Genomic DNA, 26,407 nt, shown 5'->3' on the forward strand with positions numbered 1-26,407 from the left:
GAAAAAGACCAATGCATGAATGGCTGATCGAAAACCCCAACATCCGCACGATCCGGGTGGCGGCGTCGGACCTGAATGGCGTGGCGCGGGGCAAGCGGATGCCCGTGCGTTTTGCCGACAAGGTGGCCACCGACGGCACCCGGTTTCCCATGTCCGTGCTGAACCTCGACATCTGGGGGGAGGATATCGACGACAGCCCCTTTGTGATGGAATCGGGCGACCGGGACGGCGTTTTGAAACCAACCGAGCGGGGGTTCATGCCCATGCCGTGGCTCGAAAACGCATCCGGTCTTCTGCCGATCTGGATGTATCACGAGGATGGACGCCCCTTTATGGGCGATCCGCGCCATGCCCTCGCCGAAGTTGAAAAACGCTACAAAGCCAGAGGTTTGACGCCCGTTGTTGCCGTAGAACTTGAATTCTTCCTGATCGATGATGCAGGCAAGCGCCTGCGGGTGCCGATGTCCCCCCGCTCGGGCAAGCGCCGGGTCGCGGGCGAGATCCTGTCCTTGCGCGCGCTGGACCAGTTCGACGACTTCTTTTCCGAGCTTTATGACGCCTGCGAAGCGATGGACATCCCCGCCGACACCTCGATTTCCGAGGCAGGTCTGGGCCAGTTCGAGATCAACTTGATGCACCAGTCCGACGCGCTGAAGGCAGCGGATGACGCGTGGCTGTTCAAGATGCTGGTCAAGGGCATGGCACGCAAACACGGCTTTGCCGCCTCTTTCATGGCGAAACCCTACGAAGACTACGCAGGCAACGGGCTGCACATGCATTTTTCTGTGCTGGACGAGAGCGGCAAGAACGTCTTTGACGATGGCTCCTCCACCGGCAGTGACATGCTGCGTCATGCGGTGAACGGGTGCCTGAATGGCATGCCCGGCTCCACCCTGATCTTTGCGCCGCACGCCAATTCCTATGCCCGTTTCGTGCCCGGCGCCCATGCCCCGACCGGCATCGCCTGGGCCTACGAGAACCGCACGGCGGCCATCCGTATCCCCTCGGGCCCGCCTGCCGCGCGACGTATCGAGCACCGTCTGGCCGGGGGCGATGTGAACCCGTACCTGTCTATCGCCGCCGTTCTGGGGGCTGCGATCAACGGGATCGAAGACGGCGCCGAACCGCCCGCGCCCATCTCCGGCAACGCCTATGCCCAAGACCTGCCATCGGTGCCGATGACATGGAAAGACGCCATTGATGCGTTCGAGACCAACCCCGAAACCGCCCGTATCTTTGATGTTGAACTGATCCGCAATTTCGTCATGACCAAGCGGCAAGAGGCGCAGTATATGAGCGAACTCAGCGTCGAAGAGCAGACCGAAATCTACCTCGACACGGTCTAGGGCCTGCTTTATCTTTGCGCCGTAAACCTTAGGTGATCCATGAAAATCGGCATTTTGCAAACCGGTCACGCACCTGACGAAGTTCAGGGGCCGATCGGGGATTATGACGCGATGTTTGCCCGCCTGCTGGGCGGACACGGGTTCGCGTTTGAAACCTTCAATGTGGTGGATATGGAGTTTCCGTCCGGGCCCGAGGCCTGCGAGGGCTGGATCGTGACCGGCTCCAAACACGGGGCGTACGAGGACCACCCGTTCATCCCCCCGCTCGAAGAGCTGATCCGCGACATCCATGGCGCGGACCGGCCCATGCTGGGCATCTGCTTTGGCCACCAGATCATCGCGCAGGCGATGGGCGGCAAGGTCGAAAAATGGGATGGCGGCTGGGTCGTGGGACGGCAAAGCTATGACTACAAGGGCCAAGCGCTCGCCATCAACGCATGGCATCAGGATCAGGTGGTGGACGTGCCACCCACCGCCTCGGTGATCGCCAGCGCCGACACCTGCCAGAACGCCGCCCTCGTCTATGGGGACCGCATCTGGACCATCCAGCCTCACCCCGAATTCGGGGCCGAGATGGTCGACGCGCTCGCCACTTATCGCGGCCCCGGTGTCGTGCCGGACGGGCAGCTTGATGCCGCCCGCGCCGCCCTGCCCGAGCCCACCCACCAATCGACAATTGCTGCCGACATGGCCGCCTTCCTCAAACGCGAGACCTGACCCATGAGCGAGCCTATGCTAAGCGACCTGCCCGATGCGGCCCGCCTCTACCTCGAAGGCAGGCGGCTGGACGAGGTCGAATGCGTCATATCCGACCTGCCCGGCATCGCGCGGGGCAAGGCGGTGCCCGCCTCGAAATTCGCCAAGCAGGCCTATTTCCATCTGCCCGACAGCATCTTTTACCAGACCATCACCGGCGGCTGGGGCGAGGCGGCGGATGAGGACGGGTTCATCGAAAAGGACATGATCCTCAAGCCCGACATGACCACCGCGACCGCCGCCCCCTGGACCGGGGACTGGACTCTGCAGGTGATCCACGACGCCTATGACCGCAAGGACCGCCCCGTCCCCTTCAGCCCGCGCAATGTGCTGAAACGGGTGGTGCAGCTGTACGAGGATCAGGGCTGGAAACCGGTTGTTGCACCGGAAATGGAGTTCTTCCTGATTGCCCGCAATCTCGACCCGGCGCAGGAAATCAAGCCGATGACCGGCCGCTCGGGTCGCCCGGCCGCCGCGCGGCAGGCCTATTCGATGACGGCCGTGGACGAATTCGGCCCCGTCATCGACGACATCTATGACTTTGCCGAAGCCCAGGGGTTCGAGATCGACGGCATCACACAGGAAGGCGGCGCGGGTCAGTTGGAAATTAACCTGCTGCACGGCGATCCGGTCAAGCTGGCGGACGAGGTGTTCTACTTCAAACGCCTGATCCGCGAGGCGGCACTGCGCCACAACTGCTTTGCCACTTTCATGGCCAAACCCATCGCGGACGAGCCCGGAAGCGCGATGCACATCCACCACTCCATCCTCGACATCGACACCGGCAAGAATCTGTTTGTCGGCCCTCAGGGTGGTGACACGGATGCGTTTTTCCACTTCATCGCCGGATTGCAGAATTACATGCCCGCCGCCCTTGCGGTGATGGCGCCTTACGTCAACAGCTACCGGCGCTACGTCAAGGATCACGCAGCACCCATCAACCTCGCGTGGGGCCGCGACAACCGCACCACCGGCATCCGCGTCCCCCTGTCATCGCCGCAAGCCCGCCGCGTTGAAAACCGCATCGCGGGCATGGACTGCAACCCCTATCTCGGGATCGCGGCCTCGCTTGCCTGCGGCTATCTCGGCCTGATGGAGGAACGACGCCCCGGCGCGCAATTTAAGGGTGACGCCTATGAGGGCGAAGGCGACATCCCCCGCGTGCTCGGCGACGCGCTTGAGCTGTTCGAAGGCTGCGCGCCCCTGCACAAGGTGCTGGGCCCGGAATTTGCCCGCGTCTATGCCATCGTCAAACGCGCCGAATATGACGAATTCCTGCAAGTCATTTCCCCGTGGGAGCGCGAGCATTTGCTGACCAATGTCTAAGCGGCATCCCGGCCCTCCGGGGGGGATTTTTCTAAATCAGAGAAGTTGATGGACCTGCTTTACGCCAATGATCGTCCCGGCGCCTATCCGGACAGTTGGTATGCGGCCAGCGCCGACATACCCGCGCAGCGCGCGCCTTTGCAGGGCGAAGTACGCGCGGATGTGTGCGTGGTCGGCGCGGGCTATACCGGCCTGTCCGCCGCACTGCATCTGGCCCAGGCCGGGCACAGCGTGGTTGTGCTTGAGGCCCATCGCGCAGGCTTTGGCGCGTCGGGGCGCAATGGCGGGCAGCTTGGTTGGGGGCAGCGCCTTGAACAGCCGTCTCTGGAGAAACTGGTCGGCATGCAGGCCGCCCGCGATCTTTGGGCGCTGTCACAGGACGCGCTGGACCTTGTTCAATCCCTGATCCGCGATCACGACATCGATTGCCACCTGCGCCCCGGTCTTGCCCATGTCGGCGAGACCAAGGGCGAAGTCGACGACTTGCACGAGTACGCCGCCCACATGGCGCATCACTATGATCTGCAGATGGAGGTGCTGGACGCCGACGCCCTCTCTGCCCTGTGCCCCTCACCCGCCTATTGCGGCGGCATTCTGCACCGCACGGCAGGCCATCTGCACCCGCTGCGCTTTGCCCTTGGGCTGGCTCGCGCTGCCGAACGGGCGGGCGCGACTCTGTACGAGCGCAGCGCCGTTCAGTCCATCGACCACGGGTCACAGGTCACTTTGCGCACCGCCGACGGTGTGGTCCGGGCCGACCATCTGATCCTCGCCTGCAACGGTTATCTCGGTGATCTGAACATGCGCGTGGCGCGCAACGTCATGCCGATCAACAACTTTGTCGCCGCCACGACACCTTTGGGGGACGAGGCCGCGCGCGTGCTGGCACAGGACATCGCCGTCGCCGACAGCCGGTTCGTGGTGAACTATTTTCGCCTCAGCCATGACAAGCGCCTGCTGTTTGGCGGCGGGGAAAGCTATGGCTACCGCTTTCCCAGTGACATCGCGGGCGTGGTGCGCAAACAGATGGTACAGATATTTCCGCATCTGTCCGACATCCCCATCGACTATGCCTGGGGCGGCACGCTGGCCATCACGATGAGACGCCTGCCCTATCTCGCGCGCATCGCACCCAATGCGCTGTCGGCTTCGGGCTATTCCGGGCATGGCGTGGGCACTGCGACCCATGCAGGCAAGCTGATGGCGGACGCGATCCTCGGCCAATCGCGCGGCTTTGACACGATGGCCGCGATTCCCGCCCAGCCTTTTCCGGGCGGGCCGCGCCTGCGCACGCCGCTGCTGGCGCTGGCGATGACATGGTACGCCCTGCGCGACCGCCTCGGCCTCTAGGCGCTCTATACCAAACCAGCAACACACCGGCTGTGACCCGCCTGAACGTCACAAAACCGTTTCTTTTTCCTGCGAACAGTTTTACAAAACTGGAAACCATGCATAAGGAATCTGAAATATGGGCATCCCCGACATGCACAGCGCCGAAGCCATCCCCGAAGCCGCGCGCGCCGAGATCGACCGCCTGCTGAATTCAGGCGACCTGTTCCGCTACACCGCCGCTGCGGATGCACCCGTCTCACTGCTTGAGGCGGAATTCGCACAGATGATGGGCAGCAAATTCGCGCTCGCCGTATCGTCCTGCTCTGCGGCCCTGTTCCTGTCGCTCAAGGCGCTGGACCTGCCGCGCGATGCGCGCGTGCTGATCCCCGGATTTACCTTTGCCGCTGTGCCCTCTTCGGTCCTGCATGCCGACTGCCTGCCGGTGCTCTGCGAGGTGGGCGACAACTACCGCATCGACATCGACGATTTCGCCGCCAAGCTGCCGACCGTCAGCGCCGTGATCGTCAGCCACATGCGTGGGCACACCTCGGATATGGATGCGATCATGGCGCTGTGCGATGCCGCAGACATCCCGGTGATCGAGGATGCCGCCCACTCGCTTGGTACCACGTGGAACGGGGCCAAGATCGGCACGCTGGGCAAAGTGGGCTGCTTTTCCTTCCAGTCCTACAAGATGATCAACGCAGGCGAAGGCGGGATCATGATCACCGACGACGCCGATCTGGTTGCGCGCGCCATCATCATGTCCGGCGCTTACGAGCACAATTGGAAAAAACACCCCGTCCTGCAGGACGCCTTTGCCACGCATCAGAATCGCTTGCCGCTTTACAACCTGCGCCTGTCGAACCTGTCGGCTGCGGTGATCCGCCCGCAACTGCCCCATCTTGCCCGCCGGGTCGAGGATGGGCGGCGCAACCACGACCATGTGGCCGATCTGCTGGGCCAAAGCCCGCATATCCACGTCCCCGACCCGCTCAAGGGCGAGGTGCGCGCACCGGATTCCATCCAGTTCAACCTGATCAACATGACCGACGCGCAGGTCGCGGCCTTTGTCGCCGCCGCAGGGGCCGACGGGGTCAAGGTGCAGGTTTTTGGCGCCAGTGCGGACAATGCGCGCGCCTTCTGGAACTGGCAATTCATACCCGACCTGCCCGAACTACCCCAGACGCGCAAAATGCTGATGCGGGCCTGTGACGTGCGCCTGCCGGTGCACCTGCCCACGCACACGCTCAATGCGGTGGCCGATGTGCTGCTGCACGCGATCAGTGTCGCCACGGAATCCAGGGCCGCCTGACTTCTTCTGACCAAAAATACTACGGGGGAGGCGCAGCCGGGAGATCGCCATTGGAACGCCATTGGTCCGAGAGACAATGGCGATGCCCCCCTTCCCCCGCCCAACCCCAGGCGCTAGCGTCACGCTCATGACAGACCTGAACCAAGGAGCCGCCTGGATGGGCGGCCAGATCATCCCCATCACCGACGCCGCCATTCCCGTCACCGACTGGGGCTTGACCCATAGCGACATCGCCTATGACGTGGTGCCGGTCTGGCGGGGCGCGTTCTTCCGGCTCGACGACTACGTCACCCGCTTCATCGCCTCACTCACCGCCGGGCGCTACGACATTGGCATGGACCACGCCGCCATCTGCGCGGCCCTGCAGGACATGGTGGCCGCGAGCCGCTTGCAGGACGCCTACGTCGCCATGGTCGCCGCACGGGGGCGCAACCCCATCGCAGGCAGCCGCGACCCGCGCGACTGCGCCAACCACTTTTATGCGTGGTGCGTGCCTTACGTGCACATCGTCAAACCCGACGCGGCAGCCCAGGGCACCTCGGTCTGGATCGCCAAATCCGTGCGGCGCATCCCGGCGGACAGCGTGAACCCGAGGGTCAAGAACTACCACTGGGGCGATTTCACCTCCGGCCTGTTCGAGGCCAAGGATCGGGGATTTGAAACGACGCTATTGCTCGATCATCAGGGCAACGTGACCGAGGGGCCGGGATTCAACGTCTTTGCGGTGTTTGGAGACAAGGTGGTCACGCCGGATGCAGGTGTGTTGCACGGGATCACACGCCAGACGGTGCTCGACATGTGCGCCGAGGCGGGGTTGACCAGCGCGGTCCGGCCCCTGCCGCTTGAAGAATTCTGGGGCGCGGACGAGGTGTTCCTGTCTTCCTCCGGCGGCGGGGTCATCCCGGTCGCGCGGGTCGATGACCGGCACTTTTCAAACGGCGCCGCAGGGCCGGTGGCCACCGGGCTGCGGCAGCGCTATTTCGACTGGATTGCGCGAGACACACACCGCACGGACGTGCTCTACCCGTAAGGCGCACCTGTAGGTGCGCCCGCCATTGTCAGGACAGTTTGGACAGCTTGGCCTGTAACTCGGCCAGTTGCTTCTTGATGGTGGCCAGATCCTCGGCCTCTTCCTCGGGCTCCCCCTCGGACGGGGCGGCTCCACCGGTCCAACCGGGGGTCAAACCACCGGTCATCGCTTTCATGAACGCCTCCTGCTGGGCCTGCATCAACTCGAACCCGGGCATCTTGGTCATCGGGTTCAGGGCCGTGACATTCTCCATCACCTTGCTCTGCCCGTCGCGCAGCATCTCGAACGAGGCCTGCAGGAACTGTGGCACCACCGACGCCCCGCCCCCCATGTAACTGCGCACAAGATCGTTCAGAACATCGACGGGCAGCACGTTGTCCCCGCGGCTTTCATGTTCGGCAATGATCTGCAACAGGTATTGGCGCGTCAGATCATCCCCGGTCTTGAGGTCCACAATCTGCACCTCGCGCCCGTCACGGATGAAGCCCGAGATATCCTCAAGAGTCACATAATCGCTGGTCTCGGTGTTGTAGAGACGGCGGCTGGCATAGCGTTTGATCAAGAGCGGTGCTGGTTTATCCGTCACGATGCTGTTCTCCCCGAGCGTGCGTGCTGCATTGCAGCTTAGGCGCACTCCCGGGAAAAAGAAAGGTGGCGCGTGGGTCGGCTCAGGCGGGGGTCGGGATGCCTTCGCGATGGGGCAAATCTGCACCGGTTGCCGCGCGCAAGGCGACCTCGACCGGGGTCGGCACAAAGCCTGGAAGAGCCGCGCGCAACTTGCGGCCGTCCATACTGTGGGCACGGTTCCAGAGATAGCGCATCTCAAGCACCTCGCGCATCAAGGGCGACCAAAGTGCTGTAGTGCGCACCGCCCACCATGGAAAACGGGTAAAGCGCATCTCGCGGTCCATGATCTGCCCGATCAGCGCGCCCAGCTCATCGCCCGTCAGCGTATAGCCCTCAAACCCGAATTCCTCAAATATATCAAAGCGCTCACGCTGCTCCGCAAGGCCCACAAGGGCACGGGCCATATCCGGCAGATAGGCCCAGGCATGGGGCAGATCGCGCGGGCCGGGATAGCTCAACTTGCCCTGCGCGGCCTTGGGGGCAATGTGATCTTCGAACCAGTTTCCGGTCTTTGCGCCCTCAAAGTAATCCCCGCTGCGCAACACGATGGTGCGGATACCTGCATCGCGGTACGCCTGCTCCATACGAATGCGAATGGCACCCTTGCCCGTATTGCCGACCCAAGGGGTTGTTTCGGACAGTACCGGCGGCAGGTCCGCGCCGTAATTGTAGATGTTGCCCGGTATCATCACCGTGGCACCCGAACTTTGCGCCGCAGCGATGACCGCAGCCGTGATCCGCGGCACCGCTGTTGGCCAGTGGTGATACGGCGGGTGGACCGCGTTGACGATCACGTCCTGCCCGGCGCAGGCCTGTTTCAGCGCGGCGACATCCGTCACATCCAGTAACACGCGTGTCGGCCCCGCCCCGGCGGGCCAGGACCGCGCCAGTGCGGTCACGTTCCATCCCGCCGCCTCAAAAGCCGCCACTGCGGCGCGGCCAAACCGACCCTTTGCGCCCAAAACAATCACATGACCCATCTGATATCCTTTCGCCGATTGATCCTCTGACATCTGGATAAAGCATTTGATTTCCGATATCATTTGGCTAAATGTGATAGTTTCCATTCATAATTGGATAATAGATGCTTACCCCCGACTGGACCCAAATGCAATCCTTCGCCGCCGTGGCCGAACACGGATCGCTCTCGGCCGCCGCCCGTGCACTTGGCAGCAGCCAACCCACGCTCAGCCGTCACATCGCCCTTCTGGAAAGCGACCTTGGCACACGGCTGTTCGACCGCAGCCGGGGCGGCATGGCGCTGACCGCAAAAGGCAAAGACCTTGTCGCACATGCGGGCCAGATGGCGGATGCCGCCGCCCGCTTTGCAATGACCGCCACGGGGCGCGGCAGCGATCTGGCCGGCACCGTGCGCATCACGGCCAGCCAGGTTGTGGCCACCTATGTGCTGCCCGCGCAATTGAAATCTCTGCGCGACACTTACCCGGAAATCGCGATCGAGGTTGTCGCCTCGGACAGCACCGACAATCTGCTCAGGCGCGAGGCCGATATCGCGCTGCGGATGTACCGACCCACGCAGCAGGACGTGATCGCGCAGCACGTGGCCGACGTGCCCGTGGCGGCCTATGCCGCCCACGCCTATATCGCGCAACATGGGCAACCGGATAGCCTTGCGGATATCCGCAACCATGTCCTGATTGGCTATGACCGCAGCACTTTGCTGATCGACGGGTTTGCGCGCGCAGGTTTTGAGGTGACGCGCGACAGTTTTGCACTGCGCTGCGACGATCAGGTGGCGTGTTGGGAAATGGTTGTGGCCGGATGCGGCATCGGCTTTGGCCAGATGTCCGTGGGCGATGCGGACCCGCGGGTGGTCCGGGTGTCCGGCGACAATGCGGTGGCGACCCTGCCGATGTGGCTGACTGCACATGGTGAGGTGCGCACCAGCCCGCGGGTGCGTCGCGTCTATGACTGGCTCGCCCGGTCGCTCAGGGCCTGAGGCAAAGAAAAAGGCGGGCCCCGCAGGACCCGCCAAAGTCATCGCACCCGTTCAGGGAGGAAGGTGGGCGCGATATCTCTTGTGCGCTTACTTTGCAGCAGCGGCTTTCTTGGCAGCAGCTGTCATGTCGCCTGTGGCTTTTTTCACGGCGGCAGAAGCGTCTTCGCTCATGTCTTTGCCAGCGGCCATCATCAGCTCGACGGTGTCCATTTGGACTTTTTTCGCAACTTCAGCGAAAGCGGCCATGTGCTCGGCTGTCACTTCGGCGTAGGACGATGCGAAATCGGTCATTGCCTTGGCGTAGTCGGCTGGCTCGGCTTTGGCTTTCGACATGTCCGCCAGTTTGGCCAGAGTCTCTTTTGTCCATTTGGACGAGATTTCTGTCGATTTTTCAGCCGCGTCGATTGCGACGGTGCTCAGCTTTTCGTTCAGCGATGTCGCTGTTTTGAAAGCGTCTTCCATGGATGCTGTGTCGACGGGGAAAGAACCCATAACGTCTTTGAACATCGCGCTCATGTCTTGTGTCTTAGCCATTGTATCAGTCCTTTGTGTTCAGGTGTGGGGGGAGGACCCACGGTTTAATTCCTGAACCAGAACATAGATGCTGCGCCGCAGCATTTCAAGTATTTTCGCTGCGCTGCAGCAAAAAAGTTAACCCTACGAAAAGCAACGACAAAATGGCAGTTTTTCTAGGGTTTCGCCTTGACGGTAACGTATGTTCCGGGCGCATCACACAGAATCGGGTGCGCAGAATCACCCGGATCGCGTGCATTGACCTGCGCCCCTGCCCGCTTCTTCAGCCACTCACCCCAACGCGGCCACCACGACCCTTCGTGGAACTCCGCACTTTCGGCCCAGTCCTGATAATCAAGGTTCAGGTCCGTGTTGGTATAATGCCCGTACTTGTTCTTGGTCGGCGGATTGACGATGCCCGCGATGTGACCCGACTGGGTCATGATGAATGTCTTGTCCTTGGACCCCATCGCCTGAATGCCGCGATAGCTGTCCTTCCACGGCGCGATGTGATCGGTCTCGCAGGCAATGGCACACAGCGGGACGTCAATATCATCCAGCGTCAGGTGATGGCCCATCAGATCAAAGCCGGTGGTGGCCAGCTCATTGCGCTGACACAGCCCCCGCAAATACTGCATCGCCATCTTGGCCGGCAGGTTGGCCCCGTCCCCGTTCCAGTAAAGCAGATCAAAGGCCGGTGGCGTCTGCCCCATCATGTAGCTCTTGATCGCAGGCTGATAGACCAGATCGTTGGAGCGCAGGAACGTAAAGGTGCGCGCCATGATGACGGACGGCAAAATGCCCTTGTCGGCACATTCCGCCTCGATCCCATCGATAAAGTCATCCGTGAGGAACGGCGCGAATTCGCCCTGATCGCCAAAATCGGTGAGGGCGGTAAAGAAGGTGGCGGATTTGACGGACTTATCGCCGCGCTGTTTCAGCAGGCTCAGCGTCAGCGACAGCGTGGTGCCCGCAATGCAATAGCCGATGGCGTTGACCTGTTTCTGACCGGTGATCGCCTTAGCCTCGTTGATCGCGGTCAGGTATCCGTCCTGCACATAGTCCTCAAGGCCGACGCCCGCATAGGCCGCATCCGGGTTGACCCAGGACACCACGAACAGCGTGTGACCCTGATCGACCAGCCATTTGACCATCGAGTTCTGCGCCTTGAGGTCGAGGATGTAGAATTTGTTGATCCACGGCGGAAACAGCACCAGCGGGATCTTGTGCACCTTCTCGGTGGTGGGCGTGTACTGGATCAGCTCCATCATCTTGTTGCGGAAAATCACCTTGCCGGGCGTTGTGGCGATGTTGCCGCCCAGCTCGAACGCCTTGTCATCGGCCAGCTTGACGATCAGCTCGCCATTGTTGGCCTCAAGATCGGAAATCAGATTCTCCAGCCCCTGCACAAGGGATTGGCCCTCGGTCTCGACCGCCTTTTCCAGCGCGTCGGGGTTGGTGGCCAGAAAGTTGGTCGGTGCCATCATGTCGAGGATCTGGCGGCCGAAATAGGCAAGGCGCTGCTTTTCCTTGCTGTCCATGTCGCTGACATCATCAATGGCCTGTTCGACGGCGGCGGCATTGATCAGGTATTGCTGCTTGACGAAGTTGAAATAGGGATGCGTGTCCCAGAGCCGATTGGCAAAGCGGCGGTCCTTGGGACCGGGATCGGCGGGGGCCTGCAGCTTGCCACTGGACAGCGCCTGCTGAGCCTCAACGAAATGGGTCACGGACTTGGACCAGAACTGCAACTGGTGCTCCAGCACCTTGGCCGGGTCGCGCAAGGCCTCAGACCAATAGGCGGTGGCGGCCTTGGTGAACAACTCCTGATTCGGGCCGTCCAAAGCGGCGTTGTGCATGCTGCGATGCGACATAACCTGGGTCAGACGCTGCGTCAGTTCTTCGACTTTCTTAAGATTTGTGTTCAATTTGTCGAGGTTTTCGCCCGAGACTGCACCAATTGTGGTGTTTTCTGTCGTCTTGGTTGTCATGTTAACATCTTCCCCGTAGTCTTCGCACATGCAGCATTTGGGCCTGCCCAATTGGTGCCCCTATATCGTCGCATGTTTCAGGGGGCAAAGCGACACCAAGTCCCACGCGGGCAGTGCGCGCCCGCCCCCGTTTGTATGAGGAGTGCACGATGCGCTACATGGCCAGTTACGATTTGATGGAAACGATGCGGAACACCAACCAATGGCTGGGCGCATCCGCGCAAGCCTTGGGCAGTTATCCGGCATTTGCAATGATCCCGAACCCGGCCATGGAATGGATGCGTGCCTGGGGCGAAGTCACCGAACGGACCTTCCAGCGCATGGTGGTCAAACCCGATTGGGGCATCCCGTCGGTCACCTGCGAAGACGGCAAGGACCACCCCATCAGCATCGACATCGTTGTGCCGAACGCCTTTGGCGATCTGATCCATTTCAACGTACCGGGCCGCAAGAAACGCAGCCGCAAGGTGCTGCTGGTCGCGCCAATGTCGGGCCACTACGCCACGCTGCTGCGCTCGACCGTGATGTCGCTGCTGCCCGATTGCGAAGTTTACGTCACCGACTGGCACAATGCGCGCGACATTCCCGTCAGCGCCGGCAAGTTCGATATCGAGGATTACACGCTTTATCTGGTGGACTACATGCGCCACCTCGGCCCCGACACCCATGTGATCGCTGTCTGCCAGCCCGCGCCGCTGACGCTGGCCGCCACCGCCTATCTGGCTGAAGAAGACCCCAAGGCCCAGCCCCGCTCGCTCACCCTGATCGGCGGGCCGATTGATCCGGATGCCAACGCGACGGACGTGACCGACTTTGGCCGCCGCGTCACCATGGGCCAGCTTGAGGAAACCATGATCCAGCGCGTCGGGTTCAAATATCCGGGCGTGGGGCGCATGGTCTATCCGGGCCTTCTGCAACTGGCCTCGTTCATCTCGATGAACGGTGAAAAACACGCCAAGGCGTTTCAGGACCAGATTGGCGCCGTGGCGCGCGGCGACGCCAGCGATCACGACAAGCACAACAAGTTCTACGACGAATATCTCTCTGTCATGGACATGACGGCCGAATTCTACCTCTCCACCGTGGACCGCATTTTCAAGAACGGCGAAATCGCCAAGAACGCGTTCACCGTGGGCGGCAAAGCGGTCGATATCGGCAAGATCACCACCGTGGCCGTGAAAACGGTCGAGGGCACCAATGATGACATCTCGGCCCCCGGCCAGTGCATCGCCGCGCTTGATCTGTGCACGGGCCTGCCGGACGAGAAAAAGGCAAGCCACGTCGAAGAAGGCGCAGGCCATTACGGGATCTTTGCGGGCAAAAGCTGGCGCAACAACATCCGCCCGCTGGTGCTCGAATTCATCGACGCCAATTCGCCCGGTACCGCGAAGAAGAAACCGGCCAACAAGAACAAAGCGGCCTGAGCGGGATGGCAGGCGTCGATCTGCCCTTTTCCTGCACCTGCGGCACTGTGCGGGGCACCCTGCGCGGCGTCAGCCCCGGCAATGGCAACCGGGTCGACTGCTATTGCGGCGACTGTCGCGCGGCGATCGTTTTTGCCGACCCCGACAACAGCGCGCCCGATGGTCCGGTGCAGCTTTACCAGACCACGCCCAACCGCATCCACTTCGAGGCAGGCGCGGACCAGTTGGCGGTGTTCTCGCTCTCGCCCAAGGGCATTCTGCGCTGGCATGCGCGCTGCTGCGGGGCGATGCTGTTCAACACGCTGCGCTCGCCCAAGGTCGCCTTTGCCGCCTTCTTTACCGACCGCACGCCGGATGCCAGTCCCCTGGGCCCGGTCAAGACCCGCGCCAACGTCCAGAAAGGCGACGGCACCTCCTATCACGACGGGCTGCGTCACGCGGTGCTGACGCTCGCGCGCAACGCGATCCCGGCGCGCCTGACGGGGGGCTGGAAGGCGACCCCGTTCTTTGATCCCGCCACGCTGGAACCGGTCGCGGAAATCTACGTGCTGAGCAAAGACGAACGCGCCGCTGCCACCGCTCCACAAGGCTGAGTTCTGACCCGCACGGGGCGTTAATCCATCGCCAAATGCATCCGCCCGGTGCACAGGTGGTGCACAGTGTGTGCACGCCCGGTGCACAACCACTTTGCGCCGTAAACCTTTCTGAACAATCAGTAAAACACCGATATAGCGCCGAATGCGCCCTCTAGCGCAAAATCAGCGGTTGCCGCATCCAGTCGCGCAGTGCTTGCGTGACTTCAGCGGGCCTTTCGAGGGTCGGAATATGGCCCGCTCCCTCCATCACGCGCAGCTCTGCGCCGGGGATCAACTCGGCCATGAAACTGTGCCGTTTGACCGGGCACAGCGCGTCATGTTCACCGCACAGGACAAGCGTCGGCACCTTGCATTTGCGCAGGGTACCCTGCTGGTCGCGACGGCGCTGCAGGGCGCGGGACTGGCGCACAAACACCTCCGGCCCAAGGGCGTCGGCCATGTCCAGCATCAGCTCGGTGATCTCGGCGCGAAACGGGCCCGGGCCCAGATATTCCGGCAGCACATCGTCGCGCATCAGCTCTTGCAATTGCCCCGTGCGCACCTTGACGATTTGAGGTTCGCGCGCGGTCGAGGCCTGCGGCGTTTCGGCCAGCGGGCTGGTGTCCATCAGGCACAGACGGGTGACCCGGTCCGGCGCGCGGCGCAAAAGCTCCATCGCCACGATCCCGCCCATGGACAGGCCCGCAAGGGCAAAGCGGGCGGGCAATTCGTCCAGCAATCCACTGGCGATCTCTTCGACCCGCTCGCCTCGTGTGATGGGCGAGACCATGATCGAGAATTCGGCGGACAACTCAGCGATTTGCGGACCAAACAGGCGCGCATCGCACATCATTCCCGGTAGCAAAACCAACGGCTCAGCCATGCCACAGCCTCATTTCGTCAACCATCCCCTGTTGGTCCCTGACGCCACAATGGCTTGCCCGAAGCGGCGCGGCAAGCCCAAGATGTTGCTGCGGATCAAGGATATGCAATTCCGCGAAACGGCGGGAAGTCAGCATAGCGTTTGCGCCGTTCCTCCAGTGGCTCATCCGGGACCTGCACGCTGCGCAACAACAGCCCCTTGGGCGCGATATAGCTGCCGATCATGCGCCGCGGCGTGGGGCGCCAATCAAGGTTGAAGGCGCAAAGCTTGGGGAAAAACCACATTGCAGAATAGGGCAGATGATCATGTATCCACCACGCCAGATCGCGCCAGTCACGCCCCGCCTCATAGCGATTCGTGAACCACGGAATCGCCAGCGACGTGCCTGCAATCGCAGCCTCGCCCGTGCCCCAGTCCCAAATGTGACACTCGAGCGGATTGTCGTTGCGCGCGCAGTTCAGCTTGTTCTCGTTGCCGTACTGGTTCAACTCGGGCGAGCGATAGCCCGAGCGGATCGCGAGCCGCCCAAAGGTCTCTTCCAACGGGTCCAACAGCTCTGTGCACAGCATCCGCCCGTTGGCGATGGCCAGATCAGGATCGCGCGGCAGGTTCCTGATTTCGTGAAAGTTTCCGATCTCCGAATACAGGAAATCGCGCATGAAAAAGTGCTTGGACAGGCGCACGCGACCCAGGGTCTCAAGGCTCCACATGCTGGCCGGTCGCCGCATCAGCCAACCCCGTTCCACTGAAAGGCGCCGTCCGGGCCAAGCGGGGAAAACGGGTTGAACGCCACTTCCCAGATGTGTCCTTCGGGGTCTGCGAAATAGCCGTGATGCCCGCCCCAGAACACGTCCGCGGCCGGTTTCAGCACCCGTGCCCCCGCCGCCTCGGCCTGCGCGAGCAGCGCGGCTACATCGCCCTTTTCACGCACGTTGTGGGCCAGCGCCATCGCGCCGTGCCCCAGCGTGTCTACGGATACGCCAATCTCGTCCGCCAGCCCCGCTAGCGGATACAATCCCAGCGTCTGCCCGATCAGATCAAAGGCAATCACGCCGTCCGGACTGTCCACCCGCGCCCAGCCCAACGCCTCGTAAAACGCGGCCAGCGCGTCCACGTCCCGTGCCCCCAATGTGATCAGTGAAACCCGTTGCTCCATCATTGCCCCTCCAGCTTGCGCACCCAGTCCAGCATACCTGAAACCGCTGCATCATTCTGCCCCGGCGACAGGATATCGCCGGCAATAACATGGGCGAACGGGGCATCCCCGGGACCCAGATCGGGGTTCACCACCGTGGCCCCTCCGCCCCAGACCGCGGCCACCTCGGCCGTCCGTTCAGGCTCAACCACCTGATCCTCCAGCGAGAACCAGAACAGCGCCGGGATGGTTTGGCCTGTGTGATCCTGCGCGTTGGCCGCATCGATCAGGGCGGCCATCGGCATCACCGACACGCTGGGATATTCCGTGGTCCAATAGGTGCCATGGGCGTCGTTTTGCGGGGCGAAACTGCGCTCCGCCCCTGCCAGCGGCGGCAGCCAATAGCGCGCCGCAGGCCAGCTGAGCAGCCGCCCAACCGGATTCTTGATGCCGAAATTGGGCGAGACAAAGATCAGCCCCGCAACCCCCTCCATCATCTCGGCATTCTGGCCAAGTGCGACCACCAAAGTGCCGCCGGTCGAGGCCGACATGATCAGGATCTTGCGCCCGGCAATCCGCGCGGCCTGCAGCCCTTCGTCCAGATCAGTGGCCCAACCCTGCACCGTGCCGGTGGCCAGCGCTGCGCCATCGCGCCCATGGCCTTGCAGGCGGGTAAAGATCAGATTGGCCCCAAGCTCTGCCGCAAGGCGGTCCGGCACTGGCCGCGTTTCTTCAGACGTCGCCGAAAACCCATGTACATAAAGGATCACCCACTCGGTCTGCGCGCCCGCATCGCCCGCCCAGATCACCCGCTTTTCCACGCCGGGGGTGATGTCATCAAACCCCGCCTCGACGCCCGCGAAATAGGAGTCCAAGTCCGCATCGACCGTCACGGGGCGCGGCGTCAGCGTCGCATCCTCATAGGGGCCAAACAGCCACAGCGCCACGACAACGACGACAATCCCGACCAGCACATAGCCCAACACCCGCCTCATGCGCCCGTGTCCAGAATTTCCGTGATCGCCGCCTCGATCACGCCCAGACAGGGACCGTCCGAAAACCGGTGATCAGCGTCCTTTACCAGCAACAGGCGCATGTCGGGACACTCGGCATGGTTCAGCAGCCGCACCGCCGTTTCGGTGCTGACGGCGGTGTCGGCAGTGCCCTGCAGGCAGCGCACCGGAAAGGGCAGCGGCAAGGGCGCGCGCAGCACCAACTGGTCGCGGCCATCCTCGATCAGACGGCGGGTGATGATGTAGGGCTCCATATAGTCCGAGGGCATCTCGACCTGCCCGTCCCTCTCAAGCGTGGCCCACTGGTCCTTGGTGAAGGACGCGGCATAACCGTCTTCGGTGAAATCGGGCGCTGCGGCGATGGTGACCAAACCCGCGATCCGGTCGGGATGCGCGCGGGCGAAAAGCAGCGCCTGCCAGCCCCCCATCGAACTGCCCACTACGATCAGTGCGTCGCTGGTAAGGTATGTTAACACATGTGCCGTATCTTCTGCCCAGTCGCCGATGCAGCCTTCTTCGAACGTGCCCGAGCTTTCGCCATGGCCGGAATAGTCGAATCGCAGGAATGCGCGGCCATGTGCGGCACACCACGCCTCGAGGTGGATCGCCTTGGTCCCCTCCATGTCGGATTTGAGGCCGCCCAGGAACACAACCGTCGGCCCGTCCCCGGGCGTCAGATGATAGGCCAGCCGCCGTCCTTGCGCTGTTTCCAGATATTCAGGCGCTGCCATGCTTGCCCCTCTCCCCTTTGGTTTTGCAGGGATCATGCGCAGGGTGCTGCGCACTGTCCATCCTGACGCTGGGAGAATTCCTTGCGGATTTATTTAGGTGACCATATTGTCACGTGACTAAAGAATCACATATAGACATACCATGGATGCCCTGTTCAAAGCCCTCTCCGACCCCGCGCGCCGCACATTGCTCGACAGCCTGCGCACCCGTGATGGACAGAGCCTGCAACAATTGCAGGCGCATCTGGACATGACGCGGTTCGGGGTGATGAAGCACCTTGGCGTGCTGGAAACGGCCGGGCTGATCACCACGAAAAAGGTGGGGCGCTTCAAGCATCACTACCTCAACGCCTTGCCTCTGCAGCAGGCCATTGACCGCTGGATCGAGCCCTTGCTCGTCAAACCGGCGGCCCGAGCGGTACTTGACCTCAAATCTCAGCTCGAAGGAAAAGACCCCATGCAAAAGCCTGATTTCGTTATGCAAACCTATATCAAGACCAGCCAAGACCGGCTGTGGGATGCACTGTCGGATGAAAAGAACGTGGCCCATTATCATTTTATGGCCAGCCACGCGACGCGGGATGGTGCGCGCACCACCTTGTTGCTGCCCGATGACACGCCGCTGATGTCACAATCCGTTCTCAAGACTGACCCCAAGTCCCGCATCGAATCCACCTTCGAACCGCATTGGGAGGGCGGCGGCGCGCCCAGTCGCGTAATCTACCTGCTGGAACCCGAAGGCGATTTCATCAAGCTCACCGTCGAACATTACGACCTGACCTTTCCAGTGGTCGCAGGCGAAGGGGTGGCAGATGGCTGGGCCCGCTGGGCGGCCGGGCTCAAGACCTGGCTCGAAACCGGACAGGACGCGCATTTCGGCTCCCGCGGCGCGGCGGAGGCATAATTCATGCCCATCGAACTGACGATCCTCGCTGGCCTCGCGGTCATGGCCGCCTCGCTTTGGATGCCCTATATCATCGGCGCAGCCACCGCCCCGCCCGGCTCTCTTCCCGCGGACGCGCCTGACGGGTTCATCCTGCCACCGGACCCCAATGTGCACCGCCCCTGGGTGCGGCGCGCCTATCGCGCGCATCTCAACCTTCTGGAACAGTCCGTGCCCTTTGCGATTCTGGTGTTGCTGGTGGACCGGGCGGACGGGTTCAGCGCCCTGACCCTGTGGGCCAGCGTTGCATTTCTGATCCTGCGCATCGCCCATGCGATCGGCTATATCACTGGCACGACACGGTTTCCCGCCCGCCCGCTGATCTTTACCGGTGGCTGGATCTGTTGCCTTGTGATGGCGTGGGCCCTTTTTACCGCCTGAAGTGATCCCGTGCCCTTGACGGGCGCGGGCCATCCGGCTTGAGTGCGGGCATGAGCATTCGCATCGCACACCGCTATTACTCTGGCACGCATCCCTTGCGTGCTTTTGGTGTGCCTGCGTAACACCCAAATAGCCGCGTTCGAGCGGCTATATCCCTGCCTTCCCGAACGCGGCCCGTTCGAGAAAAGGAGGCAGAGATGCCCATCACCATAGAGAAGATAACCGCAGCCGATGTGCCGCAGGTTGTCACCATGATCAGCGCGCTGGCCGCGCATCACGACGATGTGCCGGACATAGATGCCGCACGGCTGATGCGCGATGCACTGGGGCCCAATCCATGGGTCCACGTTCTGGTGGCGCGCGGTGGGTCACAGGCGATCGGCTATGCCGCGCTCATGCCGATGGCGCAGTTGGCGTTCGGGGTGCGGGGGATGGATATGCACCACCTCTTCGTGCACCGCGACGCGCGCGGGCATGGGGTGGGTGCGGCACTTGTGCGCGCCTGTCAGGACACGGCGCGAGCGCTGGACTGCAGCTTTATCACCGTGGGCACGCATCCCGACAATCATGTGGCCGGGCGGTTCTACGAACGCTGCGGGTTCCTGCGGCGCAGCACCAGCGGGCCGCGATTTGGCATGCGGCTGGATCAGCCGCCCACATAGGTGCCCTTGGCGGGGCGATAGAATGTCTTTTGATTGTGCAGCTTGCCCAGCAGCTCGTGGATCTGACGCGCACCATCGCCGGATTTGCCAGCTTTCAGGTCCGCTTGTGTCTGGGCCAGCTTCCGGCGCCGCAACGCGTCTTCGATCAGGTCGAGTTCTTCGATGCTCAGTTCGAATGTCGTGTTGTATTTGGGCACTGCGCGTTCCTCTTGCGATCAGAAGTTTCCGATAGTGAACTGCCATCCAAAGTAGGTGTTCCCGCGCAAAGGTCCAGCCCAAAACGTCGCAAAAAGACCGCCAAAAGTCGCTTTTTCGGCACACGATCGTATACCGTGACCTGACGTATCCGGGCCGCACTGCGCGTCTTTTCCCGGTTTGGGACAGCGCGGATGCTTGACGAAACGCGCGCCCCCTGCCACATGCCGCAACACACATAACCCGCAACCGGGCGTTCCGTGGGCGCCAAACTGACGAGGAGTGCCGATATGGCCCCAATCTCTCTGACTTTCCCCGATGGCAATGCGCGCGATTATGAGGCCGGAGTAACCCCTGCCGCCGTCGCCGAAAGCATCTCGAAATCCCTGTCCAAAAAGGCGATCAGCGCGACTGTGAACGGTCAGCACTGGGATCTGGCATGGCCGATTGACGGCGACGCACAGATTGCCATCCACACCATGGCCGACGAGGAACAGGCCAATGAATTGGTGCGCCACGACCTGGCCCACATCATGGCCCGCGCCGTGCAGGAGCTTTGGCCCGACACCCAAGTCACCATCGGCCCCGTCATCAAGGACGGCTGGTATTACGACTTTGACCGGGCCGAGCCGTTCACTCCGGAAGACCTCGGCGTGATCGAGAAAAAGATGCGCGAGATCATCAACAAGCGCGACCCCGTCCGCACCGAAGTGTGGGAGCGTGATGTCGCGATCCAGTATTACAAGGACCGTGGTGAGCCTTACAAAGTCGAGCTGATCGACGCCATTCCGGGGGACGAGCCCTTGCGCATGTATTGGCACGGCGACTGGCAGGACCTGTGCCGCGGCCCGCATCTGCAACACACCGGGCAGGTGCCGGGTGATGCGTTCAAGCTGATGTCCATCGCGGGCGCCTATTGGCGCGGGGATTCGGATCGCGCGATGCTGCAACGCATCTACGGCGTCGCCTTCACCGGCAAGGAAAAGCTGCGCGCGCATCTCAACATGCTCGAAGAGGCGGCCAAGCGCGACCACCGCAAGCTGGGCCGCGAGATGGACCTGTTCCACATGCAGGAAGAGGCCCCCGGTCAGGTGTTCTGGCACCCCAACGGCTGGTCGATCTACACCGAGTTGCAGGACTACATGCGCCGCAAACAGCGTGCAGCGGGTTACGTCGAGGTCAACACGCCACAAGTCGTGGACCGCAAGCTGTGGGAAGCGTCCGGGCACTGGGACAAGTATCAGGAACACATGTTCATCGTCGAAGTGGACGAGGAACACGCCCGCGAAAAGGCGATCAACGCGCTCAAACCGATGAACTGCCCGTGCCATGTGCAAATCTTCAATCAGGGTCTGAAATCCTATCGCGACCTGCCCCTGCGCATGGCCGAATTCGGATCTTGCAACCGTTACGAGCCCTCGGGCGCGTTGCACGGCATTATGCGGGTGCGCGGGTTCACGCAGGACGATGGGCACATCTTTTGCCGCGAGGACCAGATCGAGGCGGAATGCGCCTCATTCATCACCTACCTGTCGTCGGTCTATGCCGACCTCGGGTTTGAAAGTTTTGAAATCATGTTCGCCACTCGCCCGGAAAAGCGGGTCGGGTCCGAAGAAAGCTGGGATCATGTCGAGGCCGCGCTTGAAAACGCAATCAAGGCCACCGGGCATCCCTACACTCTGGACGCGGGCGAAGGGGCGTTTTACGGGCCCAAGCTCGACTTCAAACTGACCGATGCGATTGGTCGGGTCTGGCAGTGCGGCACCTTCCAGGTGGACCCGAACCTGCCCGAACGGTTGGGCGCGACTTACATCGCACCCGATGGATCAAAACAGCGGCCTTATATGCTGCACCGCGCCTGCCTTGGCTCGTTCGAGCGGTTCATCGGCATCCTGATCGAGAACTCCGCTGGCAAGCTGCCCTTTTGGCTGGCACCGCGTCAGGTGGTTGTGGCCTCGATCATCTCGGATGCGGATGAGTATGTGCACGAAGTTGTCGAAACCCTGCGCCGTCAGGGCGTCCGGGCCGAGGCCGACATCCGCAACGAAAAGATCAACTACAAGGTGCGCGAACACTCGGTTGGCAAGGTGCCTGTGATCCTTGCCGTGGGCGCGCGCGAAGTCGAGGAACGGACCGTCACGGTGCGCCGTCTTGGCGAAAAACAGACCAGCGTTCAGCCGCTCGACACCGTCAGCGCGGAATTGTCAAAAGAGGCCACGCCGCCCGACCTGCGCTAGGCGAAAATCTGCAACATTTGAGCCCGTTTGTGCGCAAATCGGGCTCAAATTCTAACATCCTGTAACGGCTCTGTGACTCACGGCGCTGTGAGTGGTAATCTGCCCGGAGAGTACCTTAGTTCAGGGCACACACAGTTATGCCACGAACATCCATAGGGAGTTTGAAAATGTCGAACACAATGAAATCTGTTGCCATCGCCGGTGCCGTCGCCGCCGCCCTGGCCGCACAGTCAACAACACCAGCGCAAGCCGCTGGCAAAGAGAAATGCTATGGCGTTTCGCTTGCTGGTGAAAACGACTGCGCCGCCGGTCCCGGCACCACATGCGCGGGCACATCCGTCACCGATTATCAGGGCAACGCATGGACACTGGTCGATGCAGGCACCTGCGCCGAAATCGAATTGCCCGCGATGGCAGACGGCACAGCGCGCACAGGCTCGCTCGAAGAGCTGAACCGCGACCTGCCTGCCTAAGCGCACGGCAAAAGACCGACGGCTGCGCTCCCTTCTCCTGCCGGGGCGCAGCAAACCTGATCCCGTTTCGGAAAGGCCACACCATGCTGGATGCGACATCCCCTGCGCACCGCCTGCCCGCCGCCCCCGGAGTCGGATACAAAGCCCAGCACTTCACCGACCTGCGCGCCGATCCCGGACCGGTGAAGTGGCTGGAAATCCATGCTGAAAACTACATGGGTGACGGCGGACGCCCACACGCACAACTGCGCGCCCTGCGCCCCGATTTTGCAATGTCGGTGCACGGGGTCGGTCTGTCCATCGGTGGCCAAGACCCGCTGGACGCCGGCCACCTGGCCCGTCTCAAGACGCTGGTCGATTGGCTGGAACCGGCCAGCTTTTCCGAACATCTGGCCTGGTCGACCCACGGCGCCGAATTCCTCGATGACCTGCTGCCCCTGCCCTATACCGAGGCCACGTTCGCCTGCGTTGCCGATCACATTGATCAGGTCCAGGACGTTCTGGGCCGTCAGATGCTGCTGGAAAACCCGTCCAGCTACCTCGCCTTCGAGCAAAGCACGATGAGCGAGACCGAATTCCTGAGCGCGCTGGTGCGCCGCACGGGCTGCGGCTTGTTGCTGGATGTGAACAACGTGTTCATCTCGGCGACCAATCTGGGCTACACGCCCCGCGGTTACCTCGACGCCTACCCCCTCACTTCCGTTGGGGAAATCCATGTGGGTGGTCACGCCGAGGACGCCGATGACCACGGCGCACCTTTGCTGATTGACAGCCATGGCAGCGCCACGGCCGATCCCGTCTGGGCGCTGCTGGATCACGCGCTTGCGGGCATCGGCCCGGCCCCCGTTCTGGTCGAATGGGACAATGACGTGCCCGACTGGCCAACCCTGCGCGCCGAAGCGGAGCGCGCGGCGCTGACGCTCTCCGCCCATGTGTCTGGCTAGGCGCAGATGACCAAGCTGCACTCCCAGTTCCGAGCCGCGCTGCTCGACCCCGAGGCCCCAACACCGACGGGCCTGCGCGACGGTCAGGGGCGCCCCGCGGCCAAGCGGTTCGACGTCTACCGCAACAACGTGACCGTCGCCCTGATCGAGGCGCTGCGCACCGCATTCCCGGTACTGCACAAGCTGCTCGGCACGCAGAACTTTGACCAGCTGGCACGGCTCTTTGTCCGGGCGCACCCGCCCGAAACGCCGCTGATGATGCATTATGGCGGCGCGATGCCCGCCTTTCTCGAGGGCTTTGCACCGCTGTCCCACATCGCCTACCTGCCGGACGTGTCTCGGTTGGAACTGGCGCTGCGCCGCTCCTACCACGCCGCCGACGCGCCCGCTTTTGATCCGGCCCGGCTGGGCGTGGTGACCACGGATGTCCTGATGGCCTCGACCCTGACCCTCGCCCCGGCGGTTGAGCTTGTGCGCTCGCCCTGGCCGCTGGTCGAAATCTGGCGCTACAACACCGCCAAAGGGGCGGACAAGCCGCGCAGCGTCCCGCAATCGGCCCTCATCACCCGCACCGAATTTGACCCCGTACCGCATGCGCTGGACGCAGCACAAGTCGCATGGATCACCCAAATCCGCGCCGGGGCCACGCTGGCCGCAGCCCAGGACGCAGCCAGCGCGCATGATCCGGACTTTGATCTCACGCCGCTGCTGAGCCTCTTGATCCAGACCAACGCCATCGCCGACCTCACGACCCCAAAGGAATAGCCCATGACCGCCCTGAGACGCCTGCACACCGCATTGTTCGCCCCGCTTGAGCGCGCCGACTGGATCCTGCCCACGCTGGCGCGGTTCCTCTTTGCGGCCATCCTTGCGGCCTATTTCTGGGTGTCGGGTCTGACCAAGGTTGGCGAAGGGCTGTTCGGCGTGTTCCAACCCTCGCTCGGGGCCTATGCGCAGGTCTTTCCAAAGGTGATGGAAAGCGTCGGCTATGACATCACGCAACTGGGCGTGTACCACTGGGCCGTGGTGACGGCTGGAACACTCGCCGAATTCATCCTGCCCGTGCTGATCATCATCGGTCTGATGACGCGGCTGGCGTCGCTGGGCATGATCGCCTTCATCGTGGTGCAGTCGCTGACCGATCTCAACGGCCATGACAAATGGGGCGACGGGCTGGTGTTGGGGGCGTGGTTCGACGCGCCGTCCAACAGCCTGATCATGGACCAGCGCGCGTTGTGGATGTTCTTGCTGCTGCTTTTGGTGATCAAGGGCGCCGGGCCGCTGTCCTTTGACCGGGCGCTGAAACCGCGCGCGGTCGAAGCCTAAGCCACACCCAGCGCCGCCTGCACATCCTTGCTCCAGCCAAGGTGCAGCACGTCGCCATCCGCGATCAGCGGGCGCTTCATCAGGACCGGATGGGCGGACAACAGCGCCTCTGGCGGTTCGGCCCGTTCCGCCTCTGACAGGCCCCGCCACGTGGTCGAACGGGTGTTGAGCATGGCCGCACCAAACTGCGCGCGCGCCTGCGTCATCACCGCGTCCGGTACGCCATCTGCGCGCACATCGACAAAGCGGGCCTGCGGCAGCGCCCTGATCGCCTTGCGGCAGGTGTCGCAGGTTTTCAAACCGTATATTTCCATACCAACCTTCACTTTTTCGTAGAATTAAGCGGCAACTGGCCCGGTTTGCACCCCTGCCGACTTGATTTTCAAGCCCAAAGAGCAATCTGATGAACCATGCGTCACCCGGATCCGGGAGCAACGGCGCATTGGAAGAACCCCGCATCTGCGGGACAGACTGCAAGGCAAAAGGAGGCACGGACCATGCCAACTGGCACCGTGAAGTGGTTCAACACCACAAAAGGCTACGGATTTATCGCCCCTGACGACGGCGGAAAAGATGTTTTTGTACATATTTCAGCTGTGGAACGGTCGGGGCTGACAGGGCTGGCTGACAACCAGAAGGTCGGCTTTGAAATGCGCGAAGGGCGCGACGGACGTGAAATGGCAGACGATCTGAAACTGCTCTGAGCGACTGGGTTGACGACGGTACATGCCATCGCAGCATGCACCACATGATTGCCCGGGCGGCCGCGTTTGAGCGCAGGCGCCGCCCGCTTTGCCCACGGAACCGTTCAGCGTTGTGCGGTGCGTGGGCCATGTTTCTTCTTGCTTGCAGCGACGGTCCGCGCGGATGCGCCGCCCCGTCGGTTAACGCCGAATTTACTCAAATATGCTTCATTCCCGGCTAATCTGAAAACAGTCCCTTCCCACCATTCGGAGGAGAAATGTCAGAATTCCTGCGCCTGCTGGCCTTGTACTATGCCTGCGAAATCGCCGCCGAAACGCAATTCCCCGCGCCCGACGAATGGACGCGGTGCATGGGGCACTACCACGCGGTCAAGGTTCGCTTTGCCCAAGACCTCACCGGCCCCGCCGCCCAGATCGAAGGGTACAGGCGATGGAAAGAGTGGGAGGCGATGAACCCGGACGTGGTGGAGTCCCTGCGAGACCGGGCGCGACGACGGGGGTGAGCACCGGCCCGCAAAGCGGCAAACCCTCCGGGGGAGGGTTTGAGGTGCGAACGGGCGGAGCCCCGGGGTCGGCGCTGGCACG

At 62.4% G+C, this 26,407-nt stretch carries 30 protein-coding genes; 19 read left to right on the forward strand and 11 right to left on the reverse strand.

Going from position 1 to position 26,407, the window contains the following annotated elements; genetic code table 11:
* Positions 1 to 11 precede the first annotated feature (11 nt).
* From Q1A89_RS14965 to Q1A89_RS14990, 6 genes are all read left to right on the forward strand, one after another.
* The gene (locus Q1A89_RS14965) at positions 12 to 1,346 is read left to right on the forward strand and encodes a glutamine synthetase family protein (protein ID WP_299729867.1); all 1,335 of its coding nucleotides are present in this window, start codon (positions 12 to 14) and stop codon (positions 1,344 to 1,346) included.
* Between the two features lie 39 nt (positions 1,347 to 1,385).
* Positions 1,386 to 2,063, forward strand: coding sequence for a type 1 glutamine amidotransferase (locus Q1A89_RS14970; RefSeq protein ID WP_299729870.1), 678 nt, complete (start codon positions 1,386 to 1,388; stop codon positions 2,061 to 2,063).
* Positions 2,064 to 2,066: 3 nt separating this feature from the next.
* Positions 2,067 to 3,428: a glutamine synthetase family protein gene (locus Q1A89_RS14975; RefSeq protein WP_299729873.1), complete on the forward strand. Its 1,362-nt coding sequence runs from the start codon at positions 2,067 to 2,069 to the stop codon at positions 3,426 to 3,428.
* Positions 3,429 to 3,476: 48 nt separating this feature from the next.
* Complete coding sequence (locus Q1A89_RS14980; RefSeq protein WP_299729876.1) at positions 3,477 to 4,778, forward strand: FAD-binding oxidoreductase; 1,302 nt, start codon at positions 3,477 to 3,479, stop codon at positions 4,776 to 4,778.
* Positions 4,779 to 4,896: 118 nt separating this feature from the next.
* Entirely contained in the window at positions 4,897 to 6,075 is a 1,179-nt protein-coding gene (locus tag Q1A89_RS14985) for a DegT/DnrJ/EryC1/StrS family aminotransferase (protein ID WP_299729879.1), read from the forward strand.
* A 127-nt stretch (positions 6,076 to 6,202) separates the two neighbouring features.
* On the forward strand, positions 6,203 to 7,105 hold the full coding sequence (locus tag Q1A89_RS14990; protein ID WP_299729881.1) for an aminotransferase class IV: 903 nt from the start codon (positions 6,203 to 6,205) through the stop codon (positions 7,103 to 7,105).
* Between the two features lie 28 nt (positions 7,106 to 7,133).
* Here the strand turns inward: Q1A89_RS14990 and phaR are convergent, their stop codons facing one another.
* Both phaR and Q1A89_RS15000 read right to left on the reverse strand, forming a co-directional pair.
* The gene (phaR, locus tag Q1A89_RS14995; protein ID WP_299729884.1) at positions 7,134 to 7,691 is read right to left on the reverse strand and encodes a polyhydroxyalkanoate synthesis repressor PhaR; all 558 of its coding nucleotides are present in this window, start codon (positions 7,689 to 7,691) and stop codon (positions 7,134 to 7,136) included.
* A gap of 82 nt (positions 7,692 to 7,773) precedes the next feature.
* A complete protein-coding gene (locus Q1A89_RS15000) occupies positions 7,774 to 8,712 on the reverse strand; it encodes an NAD(P)H-binding protein (protein WP_299729887.1) in 939 nt (312 codons plus the stop codon).
* Positions 8,713 to 8,816: 104 nt separating this feature from the next.
* On the opposite strand from Q1A89_RS15000, the gene Q1A89_RS15005 reads away from it, so the two are divergent.
* Positions 8,817 to 9,692 (forward strand): LysR family transcriptional regulator, encoded by an 876-nt coding sequence (locus tag Q1A89_RS15005; RefSeq protein ID WP_299729890.1) that lies wholly within the window; start codon positions 8,817 to 8,819, stop codon positions 9,690 to 9,692.
* An 87-nt stretch (positions 9,693 to 9,779) separates the two neighbouring features.
* Here Q1A89_RS15005 and Q1A89_RS15010 read toward each other — a convergent pair whose 3' ends face one another.
* Entirely contained in the window at positions 9,780 to 10,226 is a 447-nt protein-coding gene (locus tag Q1A89_RS15010; protein ID WP_299729892.1) for a phasin family protein, read from the reverse strand.
* A gap of 155 nt (positions 10,227 to 10,381) precedes the next feature.
* Positions 10,382 to 12,196 carry a class I poly(R)-hydroxyalkanoic acid synthase gene (gene phaC, locus Q1A89_RS15015; RefSeq protein ID WP_299729894.1) on the reverse strand — a complete coding sequence of 605 codons (1,815 nt, stop codon included), beginning with the start codon at positions 12,194 to 12,196 and terminating at the stop codon, positions 10,382 to 10,384.
* Between the two features lie 149 nt (positions 12,197 to 12,345).
* Between phaC and phaZ the strand changes: the two genes are divergently transcribed.
* Together phaZ and Q1A89_RS15025 are read left to right on the forward strand one after the other, a co-directional pair.
* A complete protein-coding gene (gene phaZ, locus Q1A89_RS15020; RefSeq protein ID WP_299729896.1) occupies positions 12,346 to 13,620 on the forward strand; it encodes a polyhydroxyalkanoate depolymerase in 1,275 nt (424 codons plus the stop codon).
* Between the two features lie 5 nt (positions 13,621 to 13,625).
* Entirely contained in the window at positions 13,626 to 14,213 is a 588-nt protein-coding gene (locus tag Q1A89_RS15025) for a DUF6151 family protein (RefSeq protein ID WP_299729899.1), read from the forward strand.
* Between the two features lie 154 nt (positions 14,214 to 14,367).
* Here the strand turns inward: Q1A89_RS15025 and Q1A89_RS15030 are convergent, their stop codons facing one another.
* The 5 genes from Q1A89_RS15030 to Q1A89_RS15050 form a co-directional block, all read right to left on the reverse strand.
* A complete protein-coding gene (locus tag Q1A89_RS15030) occupies positions 14,368 to 15,078 on the reverse strand; it encodes an alpha/beta fold hydrolase (protein ID WP_299729902.1) in 711 nt (236 codons plus the stop codon).
* A gap of 95 nt (positions 15,079 to 15,173) precedes the next feature.
* Positions 15,174 to 15,788 (reverse strand): hypothetical protein, encoded by a 615-nt coding sequence (locus Q1A89_RS15035; protein ID WP_299730568.1) that lies wholly within the window; start codon positions 15,786 to 15,788, stop codon positions 15,174 to 15,176.
* Positions 15,789 to 15,805: 17 nt separating this feature from the next.
* Positions 15,806 to 16,234, reverse strand: coding sequence for a VOC family protein (locus Q1A89_RS15040; protein WP_299730570.1), 429 nt, complete (start codon positions 16,232 to 16,234; stop codon positions 15,806 to 15,808).
* Complete coding sequence (locus Q1A89_RS15045; RefSeq protein ID WP_299729905.1) at positions 16,234 to 17,208, reverse strand: alpha/beta hydrolase; 975 nt, start codon at positions 17,206 to 17,208, stop codon at positions 16,234 to 16,236. The genes Q1A89_RS15040 and Q1A89_RS15045 overlap by 1 nt, the downstream gene beginning before the upstream one ends.
* On the reverse strand, positions 17,205 to 17,957 hold the full coding sequence (locus tag Q1A89_RS15050; protein ID WP_299729908.1) for an alpha/beta hydrolase: 753 nt from the start codon (positions 17,955 to 17,957) through the stop codon (positions 17,205 to 17,207). The genes Q1A89_RS15045 and Q1A89_RS15050 overlap by 4 nt, the downstream gene beginning before the upstream one ends.
* Positions 17,958 to 18,099: 142 nt before the next feature.
* Here Q1A89_RS15050 and Q1A89_RS15055 point away from each other — a divergent pair, with 142 nt between their 5' ends.
* From Q1A89_RS15055 to Q1A89_RS15065, 3 genes are all read left to right on the forward strand, one after another.
* Complete coding sequence (locus tag Q1A89_RS15055; protein WP_299729911.1) at positions 18,100 to 18,861, forward strand: SRPBCC domain-containing protein; 762 nt, start codon at positions 18,100 to 18,102, stop codon at positions 18,859 to 18,861.
* A gap of 3 nt (positions 18,862 to 18,864) precedes the next feature.
* Positions 18,865 to 19,281, forward strand: coding sequence for an MAPEG family protein (locus Q1A89_RS15060; RefSeq protein ID WP_299729914.1), 417 nt, complete (start codon positions 18,865 to 18,867; stop codon positions 19,279 to 19,281).
* 197 nt (positions 19,282 to 19,478) lie between these two features.
* Entirely contained in the window at positions 19,479 to 19,943 is a 465-nt protein-coding gene (locus Q1A89_RS15065; protein WP_299729917.1) for a GNAT family N-acetyltransferase, read from the forward strand.
* Here Q1A89_RS15065 and Q1A89_RS15070 read toward each other — a convergent pair.
* Positions 19,928 to 20,140 carry a hypothetical protein gene (locus Q1A89_RS15070; protein ID WP_299729920.1) on the reverse strand — a complete coding sequence of 71 codons (213 nt, stop codon included), beginning with the start codon at positions 20,138 to 20,140 and terminating at the stop codon, positions 19,928 to 19,930. The two genes, Q1A89_RS15065 and Q1A89_RS15070, sit on opposite strands and share 16 nt — an antisense overlap.
* Positions 20,141 to 20,428: 288 nt before the next feature.
* Between Q1A89_RS15070 and thrS the strand changes: the two genes are divergently transcribed.
* The 5 genes from thrS to Q1A89_RS15095 all read left to right on the forward strand — a co-directional run bounded on the left by thrS (position 20,429) and on the right by Q1A89_RS15095 (position 25,118).
* Complete coding sequence (gene thrS, locus Q1A89_RS15075; protein ID WP_299729923.1) at positions 20,429 to 22,375, forward strand: threonine--tRNA ligase; 1,947 nt, start codon at positions 20,429 to 20,431, stop codon at positions 22,373 to 22,375.
* A 167-nt stretch (positions 22,376 to 22,542) separates the two neighbouring features.
* Positions 22,543 to 22,848, forward strand: a complete 306-nt coding sequence (locus tag Q1A89_RS15080) for a DUF2282 domain-containing protein (RefSeq protein WP_299729926.1) — start codon at positions 22,543 to 22,545, stop codon at positions 22,846 to 22,848.
* Positions 22,849 to 22,931: 83 nt separating this feature from the next.
* Positions 22,932 to 23,792 carry a DUF692 domain-containing protein gene (locus Q1A89_RS15085; RefSeq protein ID WP_299729929.1) on the forward strand — a complete coding sequence of 287 codons (861 nt, stop codon included), beginning with the start codon at positions 22,932 to 22,934 and terminating at the stop codon, positions 23,790 to 23,792.
* 6 nt (positions 23,793 to 23,798) lie between these two features.
* Complete coding sequence (locus Q1A89_RS15090; protein ID WP_299729931.1) at positions 23,799 to 24,557, forward strand: DNA-binding domain-containing protein; 759 nt, start codon at positions 23,799 to 23,801, stop codon at positions 24,555 to 24,557.
* A 3-nt stretch (positions 24,558 to 24,560) separates the two neighbouring features.
* A complete protein-coding gene (locus Q1A89_RS15095; protein ID WP_299729934.1) occupies positions 24,561 to 25,118 on the forward strand; it encodes a DoxX family protein in 558 nt (185 codons plus the stop codon).
* Here the strand turns inward: Q1A89_RS15095 and Q1A89_RS15100 are convergent.
* Entirely contained in the window at positions 25,115 to 25,432 is a 318-nt protein-coding gene (locus Q1A89_RS15100) for an ArsC/Spx/MgsR family protein (protein WP_299729937.1), read from the reverse strand. The genes Q1A89_RS15095 and Q1A89_RS15100 overlap by 4 nt on opposite strands.
* 183 nt (positions 25,433 to 25,615) lie before the next feature.
* Here Q1A89_RS15100 and Q1A89_RS15105 point away from each other — a divergent pair, with 183 nt between their 5' ends.
* A complete protein-coding gene (locus Q1A89_RS15105) occupies positions 25,616 to 25,822 on the forward strand; it encodes a cold-shock protein (RefSeq protein ID WP_299729940.1) in 207 nt (68 codons plus the stop codon).
* Positions 25,823 to 26,079: 257 nt separating this feature from the next.
* Positions 26,080 to 26,325, forward strand: coding sequence for a hypothetical protein (locus Q1A89_RS15110; protein WP_299729943.1), 246 nt, complete (start codon positions 26,080 to 26,082; stop codon positions 26,323 to 26,325).
* The last annotated feature ends 82 nt before the right edge of the window (positions 26,326 to 26,407 follow it).

It is taken from the genome of uncultured Tateyamaria sp. (assembly GCF_947503045.1).
GTDB lineage: Bacteria > Pseudomonadota > Alphaproteobacteria > Rhodobacterales > Rhodobacteraceae > Tateyamaria.

Excerpts from the sequence above, each read along its gene's own strand:
- Q1A89_RS14965 (WP_299729867.1), top strand. The coding sequence starts at position 12 with ATGCATGAATGGCTGATCGAAAACCCCAACATCCGCACGATCCGGGTG.
- Q1A89_RS14970 (WP_299729870.1), top strand. The coding sequence starts at position 1,386 with ATGAAAATCGGCATTTTGCAAACCGGTCACGCACCTGACGAAGTTCAG.
- Q1A89_RS14975 (WP_299729873.1), top strand. The coding sequence starts at position 2,067 with ATGAGCGAGCCTATGCTAAGCGACCTGCCCGATGCGGCCCGCCTCTAC.
- Q1A89_RS14980 (WP_299729876.1), top strand. The coding sequence starts at position 3,477 with ATGGACCTGCTTTACGCCAATGATCGTCCCGGCGCCTATCCGGACAGT.
- Q1A89_RS14985 (WP_299729879.1), top strand. The coding sequence starts at position 4,897 with ATGGGCATCCCCGACATGCACAGCGCCGAAGCCATCCCCGAAGCCGCG.
- Q1A89_RS14990 (WP_299729881.1), top strand. The coding sequence starts at position 6,203 with ATGACAGACCTGAACCAAGGAGCCGCCTGGATGGGCGGCCAGATCATC.
- Q1A89_RS15000 (WP_299729887.1), bottom strand. The coding sequence starts at position 8,712 with ATGGGTCATGTGATTGTTTTGGGCGCAAAGGGTCGGTTTGGCCGCGCC.
- Q1A89_RS15005 (WP_299729890.1), top strand. The coding sequence starts at position 8,817 with ATGCTTACCCCCGACTGGACCCAAATGCAATCCTTCGCCGCCGTGGCC.
- Q1A89_RS15010 (WP_299729892.1), bottom strand. The coding sequence starts at position 10,226 with ATGGCTAAGACACAAGACATGAGCGCGATGTTCAAAGACGTTATGGGT.
- phaC (WP_299729894.1), bottom strand. The coding sequence starts at position 12,196 with ATGACAACCAAGACGACAGAAAACACCACAATTGGTGCAGTCTCGGGC.
- phaZ (WP_299729896.1), top strand. The coding sequence starts at position 12,346 with ATGCGCTACATGGCCAGTTACGATTTGATGGAAACGATGCGGAACACC.
- Q1A89_RS15025 (WP_299729899.1), top strand. The coding sequence starts at position 13,626 with ATGGCAGGCGTCGATCTGCCCTTTTCCTGCACCTGCGGCACTGTGCGG.
- Q1A89_RS15030 (WP_299729902.1), bottom strand. The coding sequence starts at position 15,078 with ATGGCTGAGCCGTTGGTTTTGCTACCGGGAATGATGTGCGATGCGCGC.
- Q1A89_RS15035 (WP_299730568.1), bottom strand. The coding sequence starts at position 15,788 with ATGTGGAGCCTTGAGACCCTGGGTCGCGTGCGCCTGTCCAAGCACTTT.
- Q1A89_RS15040 (WP_299730570.1), bottom strand. The coding sequence starts at position 16,234 with ATGGAGCAACGGGTTTCACTGATCACATTGGGGGCACGGGACGTGGAC.
- Q1A89_RS15045 (WP_299729905.1), bottom strand. The coding sequence starts at position 17,208 with ATGAGGCGGGTGTTGGGCTATGTGCTGGTCGGGATTGTCGTCGTTGTC.
- Q1A89_RS15050 (WP_299729908.1), bottom strand. The coding sequence starts at position 17,957 with ATGGCAGCGCCTGAATATCTGGAAACAGCGCAAGGACGGCGGCTGGCC.
- Q1A89_RS15055 (WP_299729911.1), top strand. The coding sequence starts at position 18,100 with ATGGATGCCCTGTTCAAAGCCCTCTCCGACCCCGCGCGCCGCACATTG.
- Q1A89_RS15060 (WP_299729914.1), top strand. The coding sequence starts at position 18,865 with ATGCCCATCGAACTGACGATCCTCGCTGGCCTCGCGGTCATGGCCGCC.
- Q1A89_RS15065 (WP_299729917.1), top strand. The coding sequence starts at position 19,479 with ATGCCCATCACCATAGAGAAGATAACCGCAGCCGATGTGCCGCAGGTT.
- thrS (WP_299729923.1), top strand. The coding sequence starts at position 20,429 with ATGGCCCCAATCTCTCTGACTTTCCCCGATGGCAATGCGCGCGATTAT.
- Q1A89_RS15080 (WP_299729926.1), top strand. The coding sequence starts at position 22,543 with ATGTCGAACACAATGAAATCTGTTGCCATCGCCGGTGCCGTCGCCGCC.
- Q1A89_RS15085 (WP_299729929.1), top strand. The coding sequence starts at position 22,932 with ATGCTGGATGCGACATCCCCTGCGCACCGCCTGCCCGCCGCCCCCGGA.
- Q1A89_RS15090 (WP_299729931.1), top strand. The coding sequence starts at position 23,799 with ATGACCAAGCTGCACTCCCAGTTCCGAGCCGCGCTGCTCGACCCCGAG.
- Q1A89_RS15095 (WP_299729934.1), top strand. The coding sequence starts at position 24,561 with ATGACCGCCCTGAGACGCCTGCACACCGCATTGTTCGCCCCGCTTGAG.
- Q1A89_RS15100 (WP_299729937.1), bottom strand. The coding sequence starts at position 25,432 with ATGGAAATATACGGTTTGAAAACCTGCGACACCTGCCGCAAGGCGATC.
- Q1A89_RS15105 (WP_299729940.1), top strand. The coding sequence starts at position 25,616 with ATGCCAACTGGCACCGTGAAGTGGTTCAACACCACAAAAGGCTACGGA.
- Q1A89_RS15110 (WP_299729943.1), top strand. The coding sequence starts at position 26,080 with ATGTCAGAATTCCTGCGCCTGCTGGCCTTGTACTATGCCTGCGAAATC.